This is a genomic window from Limnohabitans sp. TEGF005 (assembly GCF_055394835.1).
This window is the reverse complement of the sequence record NZ_AP029226.1, coordinates 490,842-509,295: the sequence shown is the minus strand read 5'-3', so window position 1 is coordinate 509,295 and position 18,454 is coordinate 490,842. Positions and strand designations below refer to the sequence as shown.

General features: G+C 60.7%; 21 protein-coding genes. 10 read left to right on the top strand and 11 right to left on the bottom strand.

What is annotated here, in order from left to right; genetic code table 11:
* Nucleotides 1-7 precede the first annotated feature (7 nt).
* Both ACZ5RG_RS02460 and panC read left to right on the top strand, forming a co-directional pair.
* Nucleotides 8-865: a segregation and condensation protein A gene (locus tag ACZ5RG_RS02460; RefSeq protein ID WP_298600754.1), complete on the top strand. Its 858-nt coding sequence runs from the start codon at nucleotides 8-10 to the stop codon at nucleotides 863-865.
* Nucleotides 866-979: 114 nt separating this feature from the next.
* Nucleotides 980-1,828: a pantoate--beta-alanine ligase gene (gene panC, locus ACZ5RG_RS02455; RefSeq protein WP_464447693.1), complete on the top strand. Its 849-nt coding sequence runs from the start codon at nucleotides 980-982 to the stop codon at nucleotides 1,826-1,828.
* Nucleotides 1,829-1,855: 27 nt separating this feature from the next.
* Here panC and ACZ5RG_RS02450 read toward each other — a convergent pair whose 3' ends face one another.
* The 4 genes from ACZ5RG_RS02450 to ACZ5RG_RS02435 form a co-directional block, all read right to left on the bottom strand.
* Nucleotides 1,856-2,857 (bottom strand): NAD(P)H-dependent glycerol-3-phosphate dehydrogenase, encoded by a 1,002-nt coding sequence (locus ACZ5RG_RS02450; protein ID WP_312260982.1) that lies wholly within the window; start codon nucleotides 2,855-2,857, stop codon nucleotides 1,856-1,858.
* Between the two features lie 18 nt (nucleotides 2,858-2,875).
* Nucleotides 2,876-3,340, bottom strand: coding sequence for a protein-export chaperone SecB (gene secB / locus ACZ5RG_RS02445; protein ID WP_298598709.1), 465 nt, complete (start codon nucleotides 3,338-3,340; stop codon nucleotides 2,876-2,878).
* A gap of 141 nt (nucleotides 3,341-3,481) precedes the next feature.
* Nucleotides 3,482-3,742, bottom strand: a complete 261-nt coding sequence (grxC, locus tag ACZ5RG_RS02440) for a glutaredoxin 3 (protein WP_019430075.1) — start codon at nucleotides 3,740-3,742, stop codon at nucleotides 3,482-3,484.
* 15 nt (nucleotides 3,743-3,757) lie between these two features.
* Nucleotides 3,758-4,159: a rhodanese-like domain-containing protein gene (locus tag ACZ5RG_RS02435; protein WP_298598713.1), complete on the bottom strand. Its 402-nt coding sequence runs from the start codon at nucleotides 4,157-4,159 to the stop codon at nucleotides 3,758-3,760.
* A gap of 124 nt (nucleotides 4,160-4,283) precedes the next feature.
* On the opposite strand from ACZ5RG_RS02435, the gene gpmA reads away from it, so the two are divergent.
* From gpmA to ACZ5RG_RS02420, 3 genes are all read left to right on the top strand, one after another.
* Nucleotides 4,284-5,027: a 2,3-diphosphoglycerate-dependent phosphoglycerate mutase gene (gene gpmA / locus ACZ5RG_RS02430; protein ID WP_298598716.1), complete on the top strand. Its 744-nt coding sequence runs from the start codon at nucleotides 4,284-4,286 to the stop codon at nucleotides 5,025-5,027.
* Between the two features lie 98 nt (nucleotides 5,028-5,125).
* Nucleotides 5,126-6,577 (top strand): S41 family peptidase, encoded by a 1,452-nt coding sequence (locus ACZ5RG_RS02425; protein WP_298598720.1) that lies wholly within the window; start codon nucleotides 5,126-5,128, stop codon nucleotides 6,575-6,577.
* A gap of 18 nt (nucleotides 6,578-6,595) precedes the next feature.
* Nucleotides 6,596-7,354: a HesA/MoeB/ThiF family protein gene (locus tag ACZ5RG_RS02420; RefSeq protein WP_464447692.1), complete on the top strand. Its 759-nt coding sequence runs from the start codon at nucleotides 6,596-6,598 to the stop codon at nucleotides 7,352-7,354.
* A 76-nt stretch (nucleotides 7,355-7,430) separates the two neighbouring features.
* Here ACZ5RG_RS02420 and ACZ5RG_RS02415 read toward each other — a convergent pair whose 3' ends face one another.
* A complete protein-coding gene (locus ACZ5RG_RS02415; protein ID WP_464447691.1) occupies nucleotides 7,431-7,928 on the bottom strand; it encodes a thermonuclease family protein in 498 nt (165 codons plus the stop codon).
* Nucleotides 7,925-8,449 (bottom strand): MarR family winged helix-turn-helix transcriptional regulator, encoded by a 525-nt coding sequence (locus ACZ5RG_RS02410; protein WP_298598731.1) that lies wholly within the window; start codon nucleotides 8,447-8,449, stop codon nucleotides 7,925-7,927. Before ACZ5RG_RS02410 ends, ACZ5RG_RS02415 begins: the two co-directional genes overlap by 4 nt.
* A 114-nt stretch (nucleotides 8,450-8,563) precedes the next feature.
* On the opposite strand from ACZ5RG_RS02410, the gene ACZ5RG_RS02405 reads away from it, so the two are divergent.
* The 4 genes from ACZ5RG_RS02405 to ACZ5RG_RS02390 all read left to right on the top strand — a co-directional run bounded on the left by ACZ5RG_RS02405 (nucleotide 8,564) and on the right by ACZ5RG_RS02390 (nucleotide 13,679).
* Complete coding sequence (locus ACZ5RG_RS02405) at nucleotides 8,564-9,562, top strand: Bug family tripartite tricarboxylate transporter substrate binding protein (RefSeq protein WP_464447690.1); 999 nt, start codon at nucleotides 8,564-8,566, stop codon at nucleotides 9,560-9,562.
* Nucleotides 9,563-9,649: 87 nt separating this feature from the next.
* Nucleotides 9,650-10,624 carry a Bug family tripartite tricarboxylate transporter substrate binding protein gene (locus ACZ5RG_RS02400; RefSeq protein WP_464447689.1) on the top strand — a complete coding sequence of 325 codons (975 nt, stop codon included), beginning with the start codon at nucleotides 9,650-9,652 and terminating at the stop codon, nucleotides 10,622-10,624.
* A gap of 5 nt (nucleotides 10,625-10,629) precedes the next feature.
* Nucleotides 10,630-11,970 carry a sulfatase family protein gene (locus tag ACZ5RG_RS02395; RefSeq protein WP_464448170.1) on the top strand — a complete coding sequence of 447 codons (1,341 nt, stop codon included), beginning with the start codon at nucleotides 10,630-10,632 and terminating at the stop codon, nucleotides 11,968-11,970.
* Nucleotides 11,971-11,993: 23 nt separating this feature from the next.
* Nucleotides 11,994-13,679, top strand: a complete 1,686-nt coding sequence (locus ACZ5RG_RS02390; protein ID WP_464447688.1) for a SulP family inorganic anion transporter — start codon at nucleotides 11,994-11,996, stop codon at nucleotides 13,677-13,679.
* 6 nt (nucleotides 13,680-13,685) lie between these two features.
* On the opposite strand, the gene ACZ5RG_RS02385 is transcribed toward ACZ5RG_RS02390, so the two are convergent.
* From ACZ5RG_RS02385 to ACZ5RG_RS02365, 5 genes are all read right to left on the bottom strand, one after another.
* On the bottom strand, nucleotides 13,686-14,129 hold the full coding sequence (locus ACZ5RG_RS02385; RefSeq protein ID WP_464447687.1) for an SRPBCC family protein: 444 nt from the start codon (nucleotides 14,127-14,129) through the stop codon (nucleotides 13,686-13,688).
* Between the two features lie 36 nt (nucleotides 14,130-14,165).
* A complete protein-coding gene (locus ACZ5RG_RS02380) occupies nucleotides 14,166-15,122 on the bottom strand; it encodes a putative transporter (protein ID WP_312260962.1) in 957 nt (318 codons plus the stop codon).
* Nucleotides 15,123-15,215: 93 nt separating this feature from the next.
* Nucleotides 15,216-16,301, bottom strand: a complete 1,086-nt coding sequence (locus ACZ5RG_RS02375) for a DNA glycosylase AlkZ-like family protein (RefSeq protein ID WP_464447686.1) — start codon at nucleotides 16,299-16,301, stop codon at nucleotides 15,216-15,218.
* Between the two features lie 69 nt (nucleotides 16,302-16,370).
* Nucleotides 16,371-16,583, bottom strand: coding sequence for a DUF4287 domain-containing protein (locus tag ACZ5RG_RS02370; protein WP_298598750.1), 213 nt, complete (start codon nucleotides 16,581-16,583; stop codon nucleotides 16,371-16,373).
* Nucleotides 16,580-16,966, bottom strand: coding sequence for a DUF1398 family protein (locus ACZ5RG_RS02365; protein ID WP_298598753.1), 387 nt, complete (start codon nucleotides 16,964-16,966; stop codon nucleotides 16,580-16,582). Before ACZ5RG_RS02365 ends, ACZ5RG_RS02370 begins: the two co-directional genes overlap by 4 nt.
* 185 nt (nucleotides 16,967-17,151) lie before the next feature.
* On the opposite strand from ACZ5RG_RS02365, the gene ACZ5RG_RS02360 reads away from it, so the two are divergent.
* Nucleotides 17,152-18,432, top strand: a complete 1,281-nt coding sequence (locus ACZ5RG_RS02360; protein WP_298598755.1) for a Y-family DNA polymerase — start codon at nucleotides 17,152-17,154, stop codon at nucleotides 18,430-18,432.
* Nucleotides 18,433-18,454 lie beyond the last annotated feature (22 nt).

The window sequence follows — 18,454 nt, the reverse complement described above, 5'->3', positions numbered from 1 at the left end:
CTCGCCCATGACCGCATCTACCCCACCCACCGAGCTGCCTGTGCCGCTGCAAGACGCACCTGCGTCCATGCCGCTGGTGGTTGACCATGTGGCTGTGGCCCGTTTGTACGGCGAACCGCTGTTTTCGATGCCCACCGACCTGTACATCCCGCCGGATGCGCTGGAGGTGTTTCTGGAGGCTTTCGAAGGGCCTCTGGATTTGCTGCTCTATTTGATTCGAAAACAGAACTTCAACATCCTCGACATTCCGATGGCTGGCGTCACGCGCCAATACCTGACCTATGTTGAAGAAATCCGGCAGCGCAATCTGGAGCTGGCGGCCGAATACCTGCTGATGGCGGCCATGCTGATCGAGATCAAATCGCGCATGCTTCTGCCGCCCAAAAAGGTGGCCGAAGGCGAAGAAGCCGAAGACCCACGAGCCGAACTGGTGCGCCGTCTGCTCGAATACGAGCAGATGAAGCTCGCCTCCATGCAGCTGAACGTGATCCCTCAATACGGTCGCGATTTTTTGCAGACCCAGGTCTACATTGAGCAAAGTCTGCAACCGCGCTTCCCGGACGTCAGCATGGACGAACTGCAAGCGGCCTGGCGCGACATTTTGAAACGCGCCAATCTGGTCCAGCACCACAAAATCAGCCGCGAAGAACTGAGTGTGCGCGAGCACATGACCATCGTGCTCAAGCACCTGCAAGGCCGCAAATTTGTGGAGTTTGAGCACCTGTTCGACCCCACCTTGGGCACGCCCGTACTGGTGGTGACCTTCATCGCCTTGCTTGAACTGGCCAAGGAAACCCTGATCGAGATCACCCAAGCCGAGGCCTTTGCGCCCATTTATGTGCGGCTGGCTTACACGCCCAACTGAGCCCGGAACCCCTCACTGATCTTGCCCACAGGCCAACGCTTTTGCCCGAACGATGCGGGCGACGCAGCAAGTTCATAGCAGCGCTACAGCCAACGACCCACCACGACTTCATCCATGCTCATCGCCCGCTCTATCGCCGAACTGCGCCAGCACCTGGCCCGCAGCAGCCGCCCCGCCTTTGTGCCCACCATGGGCAATCTGCACGCAGGTCACACCACACTGATCGACCGGGCCAAACCTCTGGGCGACTGCACCGTGGCCAGCATCTTTGTCAACCGCTTGCAGTTTTTGCCCCACGAAGACTTTGACAGTTACCCCCGCACCTGGGAAGCAGACTGCGCCAAGCTGGAGGCCGCAGGCTGCGACGTGGTGTTTGCCCCGCGCGAGACCGACCTGTACCCCGAGCCCCAAACCGTCAAGGTTCAAGCCGACCCGGTGCTGGGCGACATCTTGGAAGGCGAATTCCGCCCGGGCTTTTTCACGGGTGTGTCCACCGTGGTCATGAAGCTGTTCATGAGCGTGTTCGCAGGCAAGACCGAGGGCGTGGCCGTGTTCGGCAAAAAAGACTACCAGCAGCTCATGGTGATCCGCCAGATGGTGCGCCAGTTTGCGCTGCCCATTGAAGTGATGGGCGTCGAGACCTGCCGGGCTGCCGATGGCCTGGCCTTGAGTTCGCGCAACGGCTACCTGTCAGAAGCCGAACGCGCCGAAGCGGTGCAACTGTCATTGGCTTTGCGTGAACTGGGGCGAGATGCCTTGGCGGCTGCCGACGCGCTGCACGCCCATTTGCCCGCGCTGGAGGCCAAGGCCATGGCAGGCCTGCGCCAACGTGGTTGGCAAGCCGACTACCTCACGGTTCGCCGTCGCCACGACCTGCAAGCACCGCAGGCGGGTGATGCGCTGGTGGTGTTGGGCGCGGCAAAACTGGGTGCCACCCGTCTGATCGACAACTTCGAAATCTGAGTCTGCCGTCACGGCTGAGCAGAAGGCTTAAACAGCTTCGCCCCGAGGCCCACGCCCCATCAAGACCTGCACAGCCTCAGACGCCTTCAAACGTCCATCGAGCAGCGCCACCACCGCTTCGGTGATGGGCATGTCAACGCCCAAACTCTGGGCGCGTTGCCACACGGTGCGCGCGCTGTAGACACCTTCGGCCACATGACCCAGTGAGGTCACCGCCTGCGCCAGGCTCAGGCCTTGCGCCAACAACAGGCCTACTTTGCGGTTTCGGCTGAGGTCACCTGTGGCGGTCAACACCAAGTCACCCAAGCCCGACAGGCCCATAAAAGTTTCTGGCTTGGCCCCCAGAGCCAGGCCCAAACGGGTCATTTCGGCCAGCCCCCGTGTGATGAGTGCGGCACGGGCGTTCAGTCCCAAGTCCAGGCCGTCACAAAGACCCGTGGCAATGGCCAGCACGTTTTTGACGGCACCACCGACCTCAACCCCGACGATGTCGTCGTTGGCATACACACGCAGCGCAGCGCCATGAAAAGCCTTGACCAGCGCCTCGCGCACCGACGCGTGCGAACTGGCAGCCACCAGTGCGGTGGGCTGGCTGCGGGCCACCTCTTGGGCAAAGCTTGGCCCATTCAGGGCCCCGGCCAGGAGCGCGGGCGCGACCTGAGCTTGCACCTCATGAGGCATGAGGCCCGTGTCGGCCTCAAAGCCTTTGCACAGCCAGGCCACAGATGCGGGCACACCCTGCAGCGCTTGCAAAGTGCTGCGCAGGCCGGCCATGGGGGTGGCGATGATGAACAGGTCTTCGGCGCTGGCGTGTTGCACCAACGCGGCCAGCGGGCCTGAAGTGATCGCGAGATCGGCAGGCAGCACGATGCCGGGCAGGTAGCGCTCATTACTGCGCTGCTGCTGCATGGCTTGCGCCTGCGCTGCGTCGCGTGCATGCAAACTCACTCGATGGGCCATAGGCTGGCGGCTGGCGGCAATGGCCAGCGCTGTGCCCCAAGCCCCTGCACCGATGATGGTGATCTGCATGCCGGGCGCGTGCTGTTTTTACTGCTGAGGGGCCGCAGCTTGCTGGGCTTGCTGCTGCTCGTACATGGCCTGGAAGTTGATTTCGGCCAAGTGCACAGGCGGGAAGCCAGCACGGGTGATCAAGTCGGCCACGTTGCCGCGCAAATAGGGGTACACGATTTGCGGGCAAGCAATGCCCATGATCGCGCCCATCTGGTCTTCGGGCACGTTGCGGATTTCAAAGATGCCGCCTTGCTTGCACTCGACCAAAAACACGGTCTTGTCAGCGATTTTGGTGTGCACTGTTGCGGTCACGCAGACTTCAAACACGCCTTCGGCCACGGGAGTGGCTTCCACGCCCAACTGAATGTCCACGCTGGGTTGCTGCTGCTCCAGCAAGATCGCGGGCGAATTGGGCTGCTCGAGTGAAGCCTCTTTCAGGTAAACGCGCTGGATCTGGAAAACAGGGGCTTGGGCTTCGGTGTTGACAGCGGTATCGGTCATGAGAATCTCTTCAAAAAATACGGGCAGTCCACAGGGAACCGCCCAAGGATGAAACAGGTGAATTATCGGCGATCAGAAACAGGCCTCGGCCCGAGGCCCGCCTGTGAAAACCCTAGGGCGTCAGTGACAACCCGCGAGAGTTCAGGCCGCTTGCAACAAAGGCAGCAAACCGCCTTTGGCATCGAGCGCCATCAGGTCGTCGCAGCCACCCACGTGGGTATCGCCCACATAGATTTGCGGCACGGTGCGGCGTCCGGTGGTCTGCATCATGTGGTCGCGCTGGACGGGGTCCAAGTCGATGCGGATTTCTTCAATCTGCTCAACGCCTTTGGCTTTGAGCAACTGCTTGGCACGGATGCAATAAGGGCAAACGGCGGTGGTGTACATCTTGACGGCTTGCATGAGGTGCTCCTTGGATCAGGCTTTTTCAACAGGCATGCTGGCGGCTTGCCAGGCATTGAGGCCACCGGCCAGAGACTGCACATTTTCAAAACCCAGCTTGCGGGCAGTCGCTGCAGCGCGGGCCGAACGCGCACCCACCTGGCAAACCATCACCACTGGGGCCGATTTGCTTTTGACAACTTGGGCCAGTTTGTCTTCGAGTTGCCCCAAGGGCAGGTTTTTGGCACCGATCACATGGCCACGCGCAAATTCGTCGGGCTCGCACACGTCAATCACGATGGCTTTTTCGCGGTTCATCAGCTGCACCATGTCTTGGGGGCTGAGGCCACTGCCTTTGTTCAGAACAGGAAAAAGCAAAGCCACGCCCGAAGCCAAAGCCACGGTGATGAGCATCCAGTTGTCGAGGAGAAATTTCACGAATCAGACCTTTGTAAGCCACAAAACACCGGCCCGTCAGCGGGCCGCCAAGCAGCGATTCTAAAATGACGGCCTTATCCTCTGTTTTGACCCCTTGTTTTTACAGCCCAGCTGCTGCCTCACCATGTACAAAATCGTCCTCATCCGCCACGGCGAATCCACCTGGAACCTCGAAAACCGCTTCACGGGCTGGACCGATGTCGACCTGACCCCCACCGGCGTGAGCCAGGCCATGTCGGCCGGCAAACTGCTCAAAGCCGAAGGCTGGGACTTTGACCTTTGCTACACCTCGGTCCTCAAACGCGCCATCCACACCCTTTGGTACACCCTTGACGAGATGGACCGCACCTGGCTGCCAGTGGTCAAGGACTACCGCCTGAACGAGCGCCACTACGGCGCCCTGCAAGGCCTGAACAAAGCCGACATGGCCAAGCAGTTCGGCGACGAGCAGGTGCTCATCTGGCGTCGCAGCTACGACACGCCTCCTCCGGCGCTGGAAGCCACAGACACCCGCTGCGAGCGCAGCGACCGCCGCTATGCCAATGTGGACGTCGAATCGGTGCCACTGACCGAGTGCCTGAAAGACACCGTGGCCCGCGTGCTGCCCGCCTGGAACGACAGCATCGCCCCCAGCATCAAGGCCGGCAAGCGCGTGCTGATCGCCGCGCACGGCAACTCGATTCGCGCCCTGATCAAGTACCTGGACGGCATTTCGGACACCGACATCGTGAACCTGAACATCCCCAACGGCATCCCGCTGGTGTACGAGCTGGACGACAATTTGAAGCCCATCCGCCACTACTACCTGGGCGATGCCGAAGCTGCAGCCGCTGCCGCTGCCGCAGTGGCCAGCCAAGGCAAAGCCTGAGCCAAACCGAACTGGCACAAGGTGATTCACCGTTCGCACAAACACCCGTCACTGGCGGGTGTATATTGACCCGCTTCTGACTGGACATACTCAAGCACATGAGACAAAAACTCAAGATCGCGGGCTGGATCGGCATAGGCGCACTGGCTGGCGCACTGACCACCGTGTCGCTGCAAACGGTGGCACGCGGCAACATGGCTCCCCTGCCACTGGAAGAGCTGCAGCAACTGGCGGCTGTCTTTGGCATGGTCAAAAGTGACTACGTTGAGCCTGTGGACGAGAAAAAACTGATCACCGAAGCCATCTCCGGCATGGTGGCCAGTCTGGACCCGCACTCCCAGTATTTCGACAAAAAGAGCTTCAAAGAATTCTCTGAGGGCACCACCGGCAAATTTGTCGGCGTGGGCATCGAGATCAGCCAGGAAGACGGTTTGGTCAAGATCGTTTCGCCCATCGAAGGCTCTCCAGCCGACCGTGCTGGCCTCAAAACCAACGACCTGATCACCAAGATCAACGACACCGCGGTCAAAGGGCTGTCGCTCAACGAAGCGGTCAAGCGCATGCGTGGCGAACCCAAAACCAAGGTGTTGCTGACCATCTTCCGCAAGTCTGAAAACCGCACCTTCCCGGTCACCATCGTCCGCGAAGAGATCAAGACCCAGTCAGTCAAGTCCAAACTGATCGAGCCCGGCTACGGCTGGATTCGCGTGTCGCAGTTCCAGGAACGCACCGTGGACGACTTCGCCCGCAAGATCGAAGAAATGTACAAAGAAGACCCCAAGCTCAAAGGCTTGGTGCTCGACTTGCGCAACGACCCGGGTGGCCTGCTCGATGCGGCGGTGGCCCTGTCTGCCGCCTTCTTGCCCGAAAACGTCACGGTGGTCACCACCAATGGCCAGCTCGAAGAAAGCAAATTCACCTACAAAGCCACGCCCCAATTTTGGCGTCGCAACAGCAGCAACGACCCGATCACCCGCATGACGCAGGCCACGGGCGGTGCCCTGAAAAAAGTGCCTTTGGTGGTGCTGGTCAACGAAGGCTCGGCCTCGGCCAGCGAAATCGTGGCCGGTGCACTGCAAGACTACAAGCGCGGCACACTGATGGGCAGCCAGACCTTTGGCAAGGGCTCGGTGCAAACCGTGCGCCAATTAGGCCCTGACACGGCGCTCAAGATCACCACGGCCCGTTACTACACGCCCAATGGCCGCGCCATTCAGGCCAAAGGCATCGTGCCCGAGGTGATGCTGGACGAAACCGAAAACGGCAATGTGTTCTCGGCCTTGCGCACCCGCGAAGCCGATCTCGAAAAACACCTGTCCAACGGCAAAGAAGCCGAAGAGAAGAAAGACCCGGCCCGCGAAAAAGCCCGTGAAGACGCGCTCAAAAAGCTGGAAGAAGAGTCCAAAAAACCCGTGGCTGAACGCCGCCTGCCCGAGTTCGGCTCGGACAAAGACTTCCAGTTGATCCAGGCCCTGAACCAACTCAAAGGCTTGCCGGTCAAGGCCAGCACCACGTTGGCCGAACGCAAGACCGAAAAGAAAGAAGACTGAGCGCCATGGACAACGCGAATGGATGACGCGCAGCTGCTGCGCTATTCGCGGCACATCCTGCTCAACGAGCTGGGCATCGACGGCCAGGAAAACCTGCTGGCCTCACACGCCCTGATCATAGGCGCCGGCGGGCTGGGCTCTCCGGTCAGCCTGTATCTGGGCAGTGCCGGAGTCGGCCACATCACTGTGGTCGACCACGACACAGTGGACGCCACCAACTTGCAGCGCCAGATTGCCCACACACTGGAGCGGGTTGGCCAATCCAAAGCCGAATCGGTGCGCACGGCCATTGCGCAGATCAACCCCGACGCACAAGTGAGCGCCATCTCGCAGCGGGCCGACGCGGCCTTGCTCGACACACTGGTGGCCAAAGCCGACGTGGTGCTGGACTGCTGCGACAACTTTGAAACCCGCCAGGCCGTGAATCTGGCCTGCGTGAAACACCGCAAACCACTGGTCTCTGGTGCGGCCATCCGCATGGACGGGCAGGTCTCGGTCTTTGACAGCACCCAGCCCGATGCCCCCTGCTACGCCTGCATCTTCCCCCCCGAGCAAGCGCCCGAAGAAACCCGCTGCGCCACCATGGGCGTGTTCGCGCCTTTGGTGGGCATCATCGGCACGGTGCAAGCCGCCGAAGCCCTCAAGATTTTGAGCGGCATGGGCAGCCAGATGGCCGGACGTTTGTTGATGCTCGACGGGCGTGCGCTGTCGTGGACCGATATCCGCATGCAGCGCAACCCGGCCTGCCCGGTGTGCGCTGCGCACCGTCAGGGTTGATCCGGGCCGCGCAAGCCAGCATGCGGTCGCCGGGCAGCTGCTGCAAACAGCGCATCAATGCAGGCGCTGGCAGAACTCAGCTGCCATGGCAAGTGCCGTGGAATTTTCTGAACACGGGCGGCGACATGGCGACTTCGTCTGCCGCAAACACACCTGTCTTTTGTTTTTGAGCCTGATGCTGCAAGCCTGCATACGGGCCTTTTCCGGTGCGAAATCGGTAAGCCCAAGCCATGCCAGAGCGCACCATCTCGGCCCCCAGATCGACGCCATCGACTGACAAACGCCCGATCTGGCGACCATAAACATCCTGGCCATGATCGGTCACCTGAACCGGCTTGCGCAGTGCCAAGAGAATCATGGCGTCGCGGGCTTCGGGCCCACCGGGTTGGCAGATTTCGGGGGCATCAATGCCTTCAATGCGCAATTTGACAGGCTCATGCTGGCCTTCACGCACCAATAAAACCGTGTCGCCATCCATGACCCAACTGACCCAGCCTGTCCAAACCTCAGAAGCCTGCCCCGCACAAGGCAGTGCCAAGGCCAACGCACAAAACCACCGACGCCACACCGTCATGACGCATCCTTGCCGCGCTGACCCTGGCGGCGATTGGCCTTGGGCAAGTCCGGGCTCAGCTCGGTCAACAAGGTTTGGGCACGGGCCTGCAAGCGCTCCAGTGCTTCGTCAAATTGAGCGGCCTCTTCGGGCTGCAGAGCTTTCAATATGTGGCCGTTGATCGCCTGAATCTGGGGCATCAACGCCTCATAAAGCTGCCGCCCTTCAAGGGTCAGACTCACCAATGCGCTGCGCCGATCGTTGGCAGGGATGGTACGCAGCACCAGTTGTTTTTGCCCCAAAGACGTCAAGGTCCGCGAGGTGCGAGCGCGGTCACGGTGCATGCGTTCGGCCAGGGCTGAAGGTGGCAAGCTGCCGTTTTCATACAACTGGGCGACCACCGCCCATTCGCGCCGGGTAATGCCATAACCGCCCTCACACAAGCGCACCACCATGGTCCCCGCCACGCTCGACAAACGGCCCAGCCTGTACAAAAGCAGGTCGTCAATCGACGCCAGACGTTGGGATGGGGACAAGGGCATCAGGGTTTTCCGGGGGGATGGTTGATTAGATCAATTGTCGGTCAAGCCACTACATTCTGACTTGCCCTGCGCTTTCAACGGGGCCATTTCAGCCCTGCACAAACGGAGACTTTCATGAAATCGATCCCAAGCACCAACCGCCTGAGCATCTGCAACTTCAGCCGCCGCAGTTTGTGCTTGCTGGCGCTGTCACTGGCAGCACTTTCGCCCAGCCTGCAGGCCCAAGACAAACCGCCGCTCAAGATCGTGGTGGGTTTTCCGCCCGGGGGCTCGGCAGACATTTTGGCCCGCATGGTGGCCGACGCCCTGCGCGAAGACTTTGGCACCATCGTCGTGGACAACAAACCCGGCGCAGGTGGACGCATTGCCTTGAATGCGGTCAAGATCGCCAAACCCGATGGCCAGACTGTGATCGTGTTGCCCAGCGGCCCCATGGTGCTGTTTCCCCATGTTTATAAAAAGCTCGACTACGACGCGGTGAAAGACTTCACCCCCGTCTCGCAAATTGCCCACTTCCAGTTTGGCGTGGTGTCCGGCCCCGCCAGCAACGTGAAAAATGTGGCCGAGATGGTGGCCAAGGCCAAGAGCGATCCAGGCAATGCAAGCTACGGCACCCCTGGCGCGGGCACCTTGCCACACTTCATGGGCGTGTTGATGGAGCAATCGGCAGGCATCAGCCTGAACCATGTGCCCTTCCAGGGCGGCGCACCGGCCAACAACGCGCTGCTGGGCGGCCACATCGGGTACAAATTTGACGTGGTGTCCGAGACCGCCGAAATGCACCGCGCGGGCAAGGTCCGCATCATTGCCGTGACCGGCAGCCAGCGCGACCCGCAAGTGCCCGAAGTGCCCACGCTCAAAGAATCGGGCATCAACATGGATGCCACGGCCTGGTTTGCCATGTATGGCCCTGCCGGCCTCAAAGGCGATGCACTTGGCCGCCTTGAAAAAGCCATGATGAAAATCGCGCGCGACCCGGCCATTAAAGACAAGATGCTCAAGCTCGGCTATGAGCCCATTGGCTCTAACTCGGTCGATCTGGCTGCGGCTCAAAAAGCCGATCTCAAGCGCTGGGAAAAACCCATCAAGGCCACGGGCGTGCAACTGGACTGAAGGCGTGCCTGTCCGCACTCTGCTTTCCAAGCGCTCCTCACTCTGCATCGGCTGCTTGCTGATCACCCACTGACACACAAAAAACACATGAAAAAATCACTGACACCTTGGGGCGCAGCGCTGTGCCTGGGCATGGCCGCCTGCACCCTTTCAGTCCCTGTATGGGCCCAAAGCTACCCCAGCAAACCCATCAAATTCATCACCAACTTCCCGGCGGGTGGCCCGGCTGATTTTTTGGCCCGTTCAGTCGGTGAATACATCACCACCCAGTCCAAGCAGGCGGTCGTGGTTGAAAACAAACCCGGCGCAGGCGGCAACATCGGGGCTGACTTTGTGGCCAAGAGCCCAGCCGATGGTTACAACGTGTTGTTCGGCATTGACACCACCTTCACGGTCAACCCGTACATCTACAAAAACATGGCCTTCAAGCCGGCGGACCTGCGCCCCATCATGGTCATGGTCTCTTCGGGTCTGCTGGTCGGCGCGCACCCCAGCACCGGCTTCAAAACAATCAAAGACCTGATCGCCCAGGGCAAAGGCAAGGGTCTGAACTTCAGCAGCGCAGGCAGTGGCAGCCCGGGTCATTTGGCGGCCGAGATTTTCATGGACGCGGCGGGCATCACCATTCAGCATGTGCCCTACAAAGGCAACACCCCGGCCGTGACCGCTGTGCTGGCTGGCGAAGTGGATGCGGGCGTGCTGGCCACACCCGGCATGCTGCCCCATGTGAAGACTGGCAAGATCACCGCACTGGCCGTGACCAGCCGCCAGCGTTCACGCTCGGCAGCGGAGATTCCCACTGTGGCCGAAGCGGGCTTGAAAGATCTGGAGCTGGAAGTGCTTTACATCGCCATGGTCCCCGCAGCCACGCCCGAGCCCGTGGTGCAATGGCTGCAAAAAGCCTTCACCGACGCCTTGAACCGGCCCGACAAACAAACTCAACTGGCGAGCATGGATCTTTTCTACGAAGGTCTGATCGGAGCGGACGCGGTCAAACGTCTGAGCGACCAATCCCAGCGCTACGGCCGCGTGGTCAAGTCCACTGGCATGAAAGTCGAATGAACGCCATGACCCACACCACGGCACAACGCCCCAACATCATCTTCATCGTGGCCGACGACCTCGGCTTTGCCGACCTGGGTTGCTACGGGGGCCGCGATGCGAAGTTCGGCAAGGTCTCGCCCGTGCTCGACCAACTGGCCGCTGCAGGCCTCAAGTTCACGCAGGGTTATTCCAACTCACCCGTGTGCTCGCCCACGCGTTTTGCGCTCATGACTGCGCGCTACCAGTACCGCCTTCGCGGCGGGGCCGATGAGCCCATCAACAGCAAAAGCAAAGGCAGCACCGTGCTGGGCCTGCCGCCCGAACACCCCACACTGCCATCACTGCTCAAGGCCAGTGGCTACCGCACCGCGCTGATCGGCAAATGGCACCTGGGCTACCCGCCTCACTTCAGCCCGATCAAGTCAGGCTACGAAGAATTTTTTGGCCCCATGTCGGGCGGGGTGGACTACTTCACCCACGCCAGCAACAACGGCACGCACGACCTGTACACCAACGAAGAAGAAAAGCACGAAGACGGTTATCTGACCGATCTGATCTCCAACAAGGCGGTGGACTTTGTGAACCGCATGGCCCCCGGCGCTGCACAGGGCTCACCATTTTTCTTGAGCCTGCACTACACCGCGCCGCACTGGCCCTGGGAAACCCGCGAAGACCACGCGCTGGCACAAGAGGTCAAGGACGACCTGTTCCACCTGCACGGCGGCAACATCCACACTTACCACCGCATGATCCACCACATGGACGAAGGCATTGGCTGGGTGGTCGATGCACTCCGAAAAAACGGGCAGCTTGACAACACCCTCATCGTCTTCACCAGCGACAACGGTGGCGAACGCTTCAGCGACAACTGGCCGCTGGTTGGCGGCAAGATGGACCTGACCGAAGGTGGCATCCGCGTGCCATGGATCGCGCACTGGCCTGCCGTCATCGCACCGGGTGGCACCTCGACCCAGCACTGCATGACCATGGACTGGTCGGCCACCATGGTCGAACTGGCGGGCGCAAAGGCCGATGCCAACCACTCTTTTGACGGGGTGTCGCTGGCTCCCGTGCTGCGCGATGCCCAGCAGCAGTTTGAGCGGCCGCTGTACTGGCGCATGAACCACCGTGGCCAACGAGCGCTGCGCATGGGTGACTACAAATACCTGCGGGTAGACGGCAACGACTATTTGTTCAACATCCCGGCCGACGAACGTGAACGCGCCAACCTGGCCAAACACCAGCCCGAGAAGCTGCAAAGCCTGCGAGCCGCGTGGGAAGCCTGGGATGCCACCGTGCCCGCCATTCCCGAAGACGCGACCATCAGTCTGGGTTATTCGGTCAAAGACATGCCGCAGCGCTGAACGCGTGGCGGCTAAGATCAGGCATGCCTGATATGCAACGATTTTTAACCTTCCGCCACTGGCCTCGCCTGACCGCCCCTCTGGCCCGCACCGAAGTGCTGGCCGGGCTGACGGTGGCGCTGGTCATGGTGCCGCAGGCCGTGGCCTATGCGGGGCTGGCTGGCATGCCGCTGGTCACAGGCCTTTACACCTGCCTGATTCCCGCCCTGCTGGCCGTGTTGTTTGGCAGCGCCAACCGCTTGTCGGTGGGGCCAGCCGCGCTCACCTGCGTGCTGATTGGGGCATCGCTGACGGGCATGGCCGAACCCGGCTCGCCCGAATGGGTGGCGCTGGCGGTGTGGTTGTCATTGCTGTCGGGGGCCATTCAACTGTTGCTGGGGCTGGGCAACTACGGCTGGCTCATCAACCTGGTCAGTGCGCCCGTGATGATGGGGTTCACCCAAGCGGCCTCCTTGCTGATCATGGCTTCGCAAGTGCCCGGTTTGCTGGGCATTCAAGCCTGGCATTGGCATGTACAAAGTTGGCCCGCTTGGCTGACCGGCTGGTCCGCGCTGTTCGGACTCAGCAGCCTGGTAGCGCTGCTTTTGTTGCGGCATTTCAAGCCGCGCTGGCCCGGCATCATGATCGTCATGGGCATCGCCTCGGCCGTCGCTTATGCCACCGATTACCAGGCGCACGGCGCGGTGGTTGGCTTGCTGCCTTCGGGCTTGCCCAGCTTTTATGGGCCCAATTGGCCGGGCCTGACGGTGCTCAACCAGCTGTGGGTGCCCGCCATGGTGATCGCTTTGGTCAGTTTTTTAGAAACCGCCTCCAGTGCCCGCATCGAATGCCGGCGCGACGGCAAGCGCTGGGACGACAGCACCGAACTGTTCAGCCAAGGCCTGGCCAAACTGGCCTCTGCCTTTTCAGGCAGTTTTGCCACCAGCACCTCGTTTTCGCGCTCCGCACTCATGCTTTATGCGGGTGCACGCTCGGGCTGGGCGGTGGTGGCCTCAGTGGGCTTTGTGCTGCTGGCCTTGCTCATCCTCATGCCCGCGCTGCAATACGTGCCGCGCTCGGTCATGTCGGCGGCCGTGATCGTGGCTGTGCTCAATTTATTCCAGCCCCGCCAGTTTTTGACGCTCTGGCGCATCGGCCGCATCGAAACCATGACAGCGGGCATCACCTTTGCCATGACCTTATTGACCGCGCCGCGCATTTACTGGGGTGTGATGACCGGGGTGCTGGTGGGCCTGAGCCACTTTTTGCACACGCGCCTGCACCCGCGCATCATCGAAGTGGGCCTGCACCCCGACGGCAGCCTGCGCGACCGCCATCTGTGGAAACTGCCCCCACTGGCCCTCCACCTCTACGCGCTGCGCATGGACGCCGAACTGGACTTTGCCGCCGCCAGCGACTTTGACCGGGCCATCACCGACCACCTGGCCCGCCACCGCGCTGTGAAGCATGTTTGCCTGTTTGCGCAACCCATCAACCGGATCGACGTGACGGGTGTGGAGACCTTTGGGCAGCTGCACCGACAACTGGCCAGCCGGGGCATCACCCTGCACATCAGCGGCATCAAACTGCCCGTGGAAACCGCCTTGCGCCGCGCAGGTGAGCTCCAGGACAGCCCTTATCTCAAGCTCTACCGCACCGATGCCGAGGCCCTGCAAGCCCTGGCGCAATTGGCCCCACTGCCCGACGACATTGCGGCAGCGGCCATCTGAAGCGATTCAAGCCGGAATTTCAGCCTCGACCAACAGCGCCAGCAGCTGCAAGGACTCCTGCCAACCCAAGCAACAAACCTCAGCGGGAATCAGGTCAGGAATACCCGCCTGCTCAATGTTCACCTCGGTGCCGACCAGCACCGTTTTGAAAGTGATGGTGGTCACCATCTCGCCCGGCAAATTCGAATCGTCAAAGCGGTCGGTGTGGCTCAAGCGTTCACTGGGCAACAGCTCCAAAAAGGTGCCGCCAAAACTGTGGCTCTGCCCATTGCCCAGGTTGGTAAACGACATGCGATAGCCACCGCCCACACGGGCGTCCATCTCATGCACTCTCCCTGTGAAGCCGTGCGGCGGCAACCACTTGGCCATGGCATCGGGATCGATGAACGCCCTAAAAACGCGCTCGGCAGGGGCGCGAAAAACGCGTTGAAATTTCACGGTATGGGGCATGGCTCTTTCTCCAAAAAAAGGGCATTTTGCCTACGATCAGGCCAAACCCTTTTCAAACTCCGTTAAACGCTTATGAATCGAACGCAGTTCTGTGATGTCGGTCCAGCGTTCGATCAGGTAAGAAAACGCCTCGTTGACTTTGCCAAAGGCATTGCTGACTTGTTGGATCACACCCAGCGTGATCAGGCCCGTAAAGAGCGATGGCCCCATCAGCAGATACGGAAAAATCACCGTCGACTGGCTGTAGAAGTTGCTCCAGAGGTTGAAGTAGGCGTAATGGTTGAACAAACGGAAATTGTTCAAGCGCACCCCGGTGAACAAATTCAAGACCGTGGGCAAGTCCATGCGGCTGCGGTCGTCTTCGGCATAAACCAAATCCTTGCGCAAAGCGGCCTCGGTCTTCTGGTTGTTGTACTCCAGCCCCGGCAAGTGAATGCCCACAAACCACGACAACACCGTGCCACCGAGCGCTGTAAACAGTGCCACCCAAAACAGAGACCCCTCAAACTGCAACCAAGCAATGGCCATGCCCTTGGAAAGTGCCCACAAGATCGGAATGAACGACGCCAACGTGAGCACCGCCCGCACCAATCCCAAGCCCAGGTTCTCGGTTTGGCGGGCAAAACGCATGCAGTCTTCTTGAATCCGCTGCGAAGCGCCTTCGACCGTCTCGCTCGTTTTTTGCCAGCGCGGCAAATACGTCTCGGTCATGGCCTGACGCCACCGAAAAGCGTAGTGCGAGGCCAAATAGGTTTCGAGGCTGCGCAGCAACATGTAAGGGAAAGCGATCCATGCGAACTGCTGCATGAAGCCCCAGAACTTGGCCAGCCCGCCGGCCTGCTCGGGCTTTTGCAACAAGTCATAAAACTCACCATACCAAGTGTTGAGCTTGACCGTCTGCTGCACCGTGATGAACACCAGCGCCACCAACACCAACAAACCACCCCAAGACCACAAGGCCCAGCGGCGCGAGAGAAAGAAACTGCGGAACATCAGAAAAACCTCACCATCACAAAGACACCGCCTCACCCAGTGACGCGGGGGATTAGGGCGAACATGACAACGCCCCGCAAAGACTCGGGCAACTCAAAGCCCCAAGAAAACAGACATGCGGTGCAACTCTTCTTCCAGCGCCAGCGCAAAGGCTTTGCCCTTGGGGGCCGCATTGACAAAGCCCACATCGGGCGTAAGCACACCCGACTTGGCACCGACATTGGCCCACCCAATGACCTGATCATGCCAAAGCAAAGGCATGGCGTAGTGACCACGCACCCGCTTGGCCGCTGGCGTATAGGCCTCAAAGCGGTAAGCCCAGCCCCACAGCTGCTCAAAACGGCGTCTGTCCCAGACCACCGGGTCAAAAGGTGCCAACAAACGCAGCTGATCATCCACCTCGTGGCGACGCGAAGCCGGGCTCTCGCCTGCGGGCCAAAACCACGTCGTGCCATCAACCACCACACTGGGCAAACGCAAGCGCGCACGCGCCAGCACGTCTGGGCGCTGCGCTCGCCATTGCGGCACACCGCCGGCCAACAAACTCAGCAACTGCCCCAAACTGGCGGCGGGCAAAGGCGCGTATTTCGCCACGATCACATCCACCAACTGGTCCATGATGGCTTCGGGTTCAAGCCCACACGGCTCGTGCTCGCGAACGGCATACAGGCGCTGCCCGCCTTCGCGCCGCGCCACCCGCAACCAACCGCGGTAATGCATGCCATCCAGCAACTGGGTGCTGGCCTTGCTGTTGCCCCCAAACCAATTGACCACGCGCCCATGGTCAAAATGCGCATCCACCTGCGCGGGCCTGACCACGCCAGCCTCTCGCACAAAGGCCAACACCTCTTGCGCCTGCTGGATGCGGCTGGCCGACCACACGATGCGGGGCGTGCGCGGGTGCATCAGGTGGTGCACATCGCGCCGCACAAAACCATAGTTGACGAAAAAATCTTCCTCCACAGGCATTTGGGCATAGCGCAAATCCAGATCCCCTACCCGATAGCCCGCCACACGGTGGCGCAACGTCAGGTCTTGCGCACGCGCAGGCGCACACAAAGGATCGGCCTGCACAAAACCCAGGCGCTGCAAAGCCTTGGGCAAGGTCGTGGGCGCAAACAGACTGCGCGCGATCGCGTAACGGCGCAGTTGATCCAGAGTCAAAGCGGAAGAAGCCATGCTTGAATCATGCCGCATGGCCAATAGCGGTGGCCTTGAGCAGTTCGCTCACGTCCTGCGTGCTCGCCATCACTTGTGCGCGGCCATCCAATACGCCACCAAGGCATTGGCGTGGCCATGGCCCATGCTGTGCTCGGTCTTGAGCCAAGCAACCATCTCCATGTGTTTCATGCCTGCGCACGTTTGGAGCAAATCCAGCCAATGGGCGATGGGCTGGCCATACTTCTTTTCGATGGATGGGAAATACGAAGCGGGGCCTTTGGGTTTTTCGAGGGGGGTCATGGGAAAAACTCCACATGGTGATCGCCTTGGCGGCCTATGTACATGACGCGTTGGCCGCGCAGGAAGACGCTGTAGGACTGCACGCCGGCCTGCATGGCGCGGGCGCAAAAGTCGCGGAATTTTTGGCCTTGGGTTTGGCTGTCGTGGATGGCGGCTTTGAGCGCTGGCAGGTCAAACGCTTGGGCGACAGGTGGCAAGCCCTCATAAAGCAGCGGGGCCAACACCACCCCGCCCTGCACACCATAAAACCTGAATTGCAGCGCCAAGCAGTCCACCTGGTAATGGTCCACCCCCTCTTGCATCAAGCGCCCCACGATGTCGGGAAAAGGCATGCTGCCGGTGAGTGTGGCTGTGGCCAGTTGCTGGAGGGTGGTGGCGTTCATATTCTGAAATGGGCGTTGCGGTGCAAAGCGCAAACCACGCTCATGGTGCGGAGTGCAAACCGATCATATTGCCTTCGGTGTCGACCACCATGGCAATGAAGCCGTTGGCGCCATCCTTGGGACTGGCCCTCTGTTCTACATCTTCAGCTTGGCAATATACTGTACGCAATTACAGTTAATCGGACATGCTCCGCTCCCTCTTCATCGACTTCAACAGCTACTTCGCTTCGGTCGAGCAGCAGCTCGATCCGGCTTTGCGCGGGCGGCCTGTGGGCGTCGTACCGGTCATGGCCGATTCGTCGTCTTGCATTGCAGCCAGCATTGAGGCCAAGGCTTTTGGCGTCAAAACCGGTACTCGCGTATCGGACGCCAAGCGGCTGTGCCCTGGCATCGCGCTGGTGCTGGCCGACCACGCCAAGTATGTGGAGGTGCACTTGCAGGCCGTGGCCGTGGTGGACCGGCTGGCGCCCGTTCGGCAAGTGCTGAGCATTGACGAGATGGAGTGCGAGCTGACGGGCCGCTGGCGCGAGCGTGATCGGGCCGTGGCGCTGGCGCGGCAAATCAAGGCGGCGCTGCTGGCCGAGGTGGGCCAGTGCATGCGCACGTCCGTGGGCATTGCGCCCAACACCTTGCTCGGCAAGCTGGCGTCTGACATGCACAAGCCCGATGGTCTCACGGTGATCGAACAGCACGAGTTGCCTGAGCGGTTATTTCACTTGAAACTTTCAGCCATTCAGGGCATTGGCCCACGCCTGTTGGAGCGGCTGGCGCGTTGTGGGATTGGGTCGGTCGAGCAGCTGTATGCCGCGCCGAGAGACTTGTTGCACACGGCTTGGGGCGGGCTGGCGGGCTCTGACATGTATGACCGGCTGCGCGGCCAGTGGTACGGGCCACGCGCCACGGTGGCACGGTCGCTGGGGCATTCACATGTGTTGCCGCCCGATTTGCGCCACCCGGCAGGGGCACATCAGGTGCTGCACCGCCTGACGCAAAAGGCCGCCATGCGGCTGCGCAAGCAGGGGTTTTATGCCACAGCCATGCAGGTGTTTGTGCGCTGCGACCACCGCTGGCAGCGCGAATCGGGCGGCGAGCGCTCTGTGCATGTGGGCGAGACGCAAGACACGGGCTTTTTGTTGCACACACTGGACCAGCTTTGGTTCAGCGGCTTGCACCAATTACAACGGCCGCAGGCTGTGGGTGTGCAGCTGTGCGGGCTGGTGCTAGCGAGTCAACACACGCCTGATTTGTTTGATTTTCACGAAGAAGCCCCTGGCGTTACGGCGTCACAAACCTTGCAAAATCACCCCGTGCAACGCGACCGCACTCGCCTGATGTCGGCCATGGACGCGCTCAACCGCACACACGGCAAAAACGCAATTTATTTTGCCAGCGCTCACCACGCGCTCGATGCGGCACCGATGCGCATCGCGTTCAACAGGATTCCTGATCTGGAAACAGAGCGCTGAGGCGGCATGGGCACGCCCCACC

What these genes read in the sequence shown, in the direction of transcription:
- ACZ5RG_RS02460 (WP_298600754.1), top strand. Translation starts at nt 8, where the DNA reads ATGACCGCATCTACCCCACCCACCGAGCTGCCTGTGCCGCTGCAAGAC.
- panC (WP_464447693.1), top strand. Translation starts at nt 980, where the DNA reads ATGCTCATCGCCCGCTCTATCGCCGAACTGCGCCAGCACCTGGCCCGC.
- ACZ5RG_RS02450 (WP_312260982.1), bottom strand. Translation starts at nt 2,857, where the DNA reads ATGCAGATCACCATCATCGGTGCAGGGGCTTGGGGCACAGCGCTGGCC.
- secB (WP_298598709.1), bottom strand. Translation starts at nt 3,340, where the DNA reads ATGACCGATACCGCTGTCAACACCGAAGCCCAAGCCCCTGTTTTCCAG.
- grxC (WP_019430075.1), bottom strand. Translation starts at nt 3,742, where the DNA reads ATGCAAGCCGTCAAGATGTACACCACCGCCGTTTGCCCTTATTGCATC.
- gpmA (WP_298598716.1), top strand. Translation starts at nt 4,284, where the DNA reads ATGTACAAAATCGTCCTCATCCGCCACGGCGAATCCACCTGGAACCTC.
- ACZ5RG_RS02425 (WP_298598720.1), top strand. Translation starts at nt 5,126, where the DNA reads ATGAGACAAAAACTCAAGATCGCGGGCTGGATCGGCATAGGCGCACTG.
- ACZ5RG_RS02420 (WP_464447692.1), top strand. Translation starts at nt 6,596, where the DNA reads ATGGATGACGCGCAGCTGCTGCGCTATTCGCGGCACATCCTGCTCAAC.
- ACZ5RG_RS02415 (WP_464447691.1), bottom strand. Translation starts at nt 7,928, where the DNA reads ATGACGGTGTGGCGTCGGTGGTTTTGTGCGTTGGCCTTGGCACTGCCT.
- ACZ5RG_RS02410 (WP_298598731.1), bottom strand. Translation starts at nt 8,449, where the DNA reads ATGCCCTTGTCCCCATCCCAACGTCTGGCGTCGATTGACGACCTGCTT.
- ACZ5RG_RS02405 (WP_464447690.1), top strand. Translation starts at nt 8,564, where the DNA reads ATGAAATCGATCCCAAGCACCAACCGCCTGAGCATCTGCAACTTCAGC.
- ACZ5RG_RS02400 (WP_464447689.1), top strand. Translation starts at nt 9,650, where the DNA reads ATGAAAAAATCACTGACACCTTGGGGCGCAGCGCTGTGCCTGGGCATG.
- ACZ5RG_RS02395 (WP_464448170.1), top strand. Translation starts at nt 10,630, where the DNA reads ATGACCCACACCACGGCACAACGCCCCAACATCATCTTCATCGTGGCC.
- ACZ5RG_RS02390 (WP_464447688.1), top strand. Translation starts at nt 11,994, where the DNA reads ATGCCTGATATGCAACGATTTTTAACCTTCCGCCACTGGCCTCGCCTG.
- ACZ5RG_RS02385 (WP_464447687.1), bottom strand. Translation starts at nt 14,129, where the DNA reads ATGCCCCATACCGTGAAATTTCAACGCGTTTTTCGCGCCCCTGCCGAG.
- ACZ5RG_RS02380 (WP_312260962.1), bottom strand. Translation starts at nt 15,122, where the DNA reads ATGTTCCGCAGTTTCTTTCTCTCGCGCCGCTGGGCCTTGTGGTCTTGG.
- ACZ5RG_RS02375 (WP_464447686.1), bottom strand. Translation starts at nt 16,301, where the DNA reads ATGGCTTCTTCCGCTTTGACTCTGGATCAACTGCGCCGTTACGCGATC.
- ACZ5RG_RS02370 (WP_298598750.1), bottom strand. Translation starts at nt 16,583, where the DNA reads ATGACCCCCCTCGAAAAACCCAAAGGCCCCGCTTCGTATTTCCCATCC.
- ACZ5RG_RS02365 (WP_298598753.1), bottom strand. Translation starts at nt 16,966, where the DNA reads ATGAACGCCACCACCCTCCAGCAACTGGCCACAGCCACACTCACCGGC.
- ACZ5RG_RS02360 (WP_298598755.1), top strand. Translation starts at nt 17,152, where the DNA reads ATGCTCCGCTCCCTCTTCATCGACTTCAACAGCTACTTCGCTTCGGTC.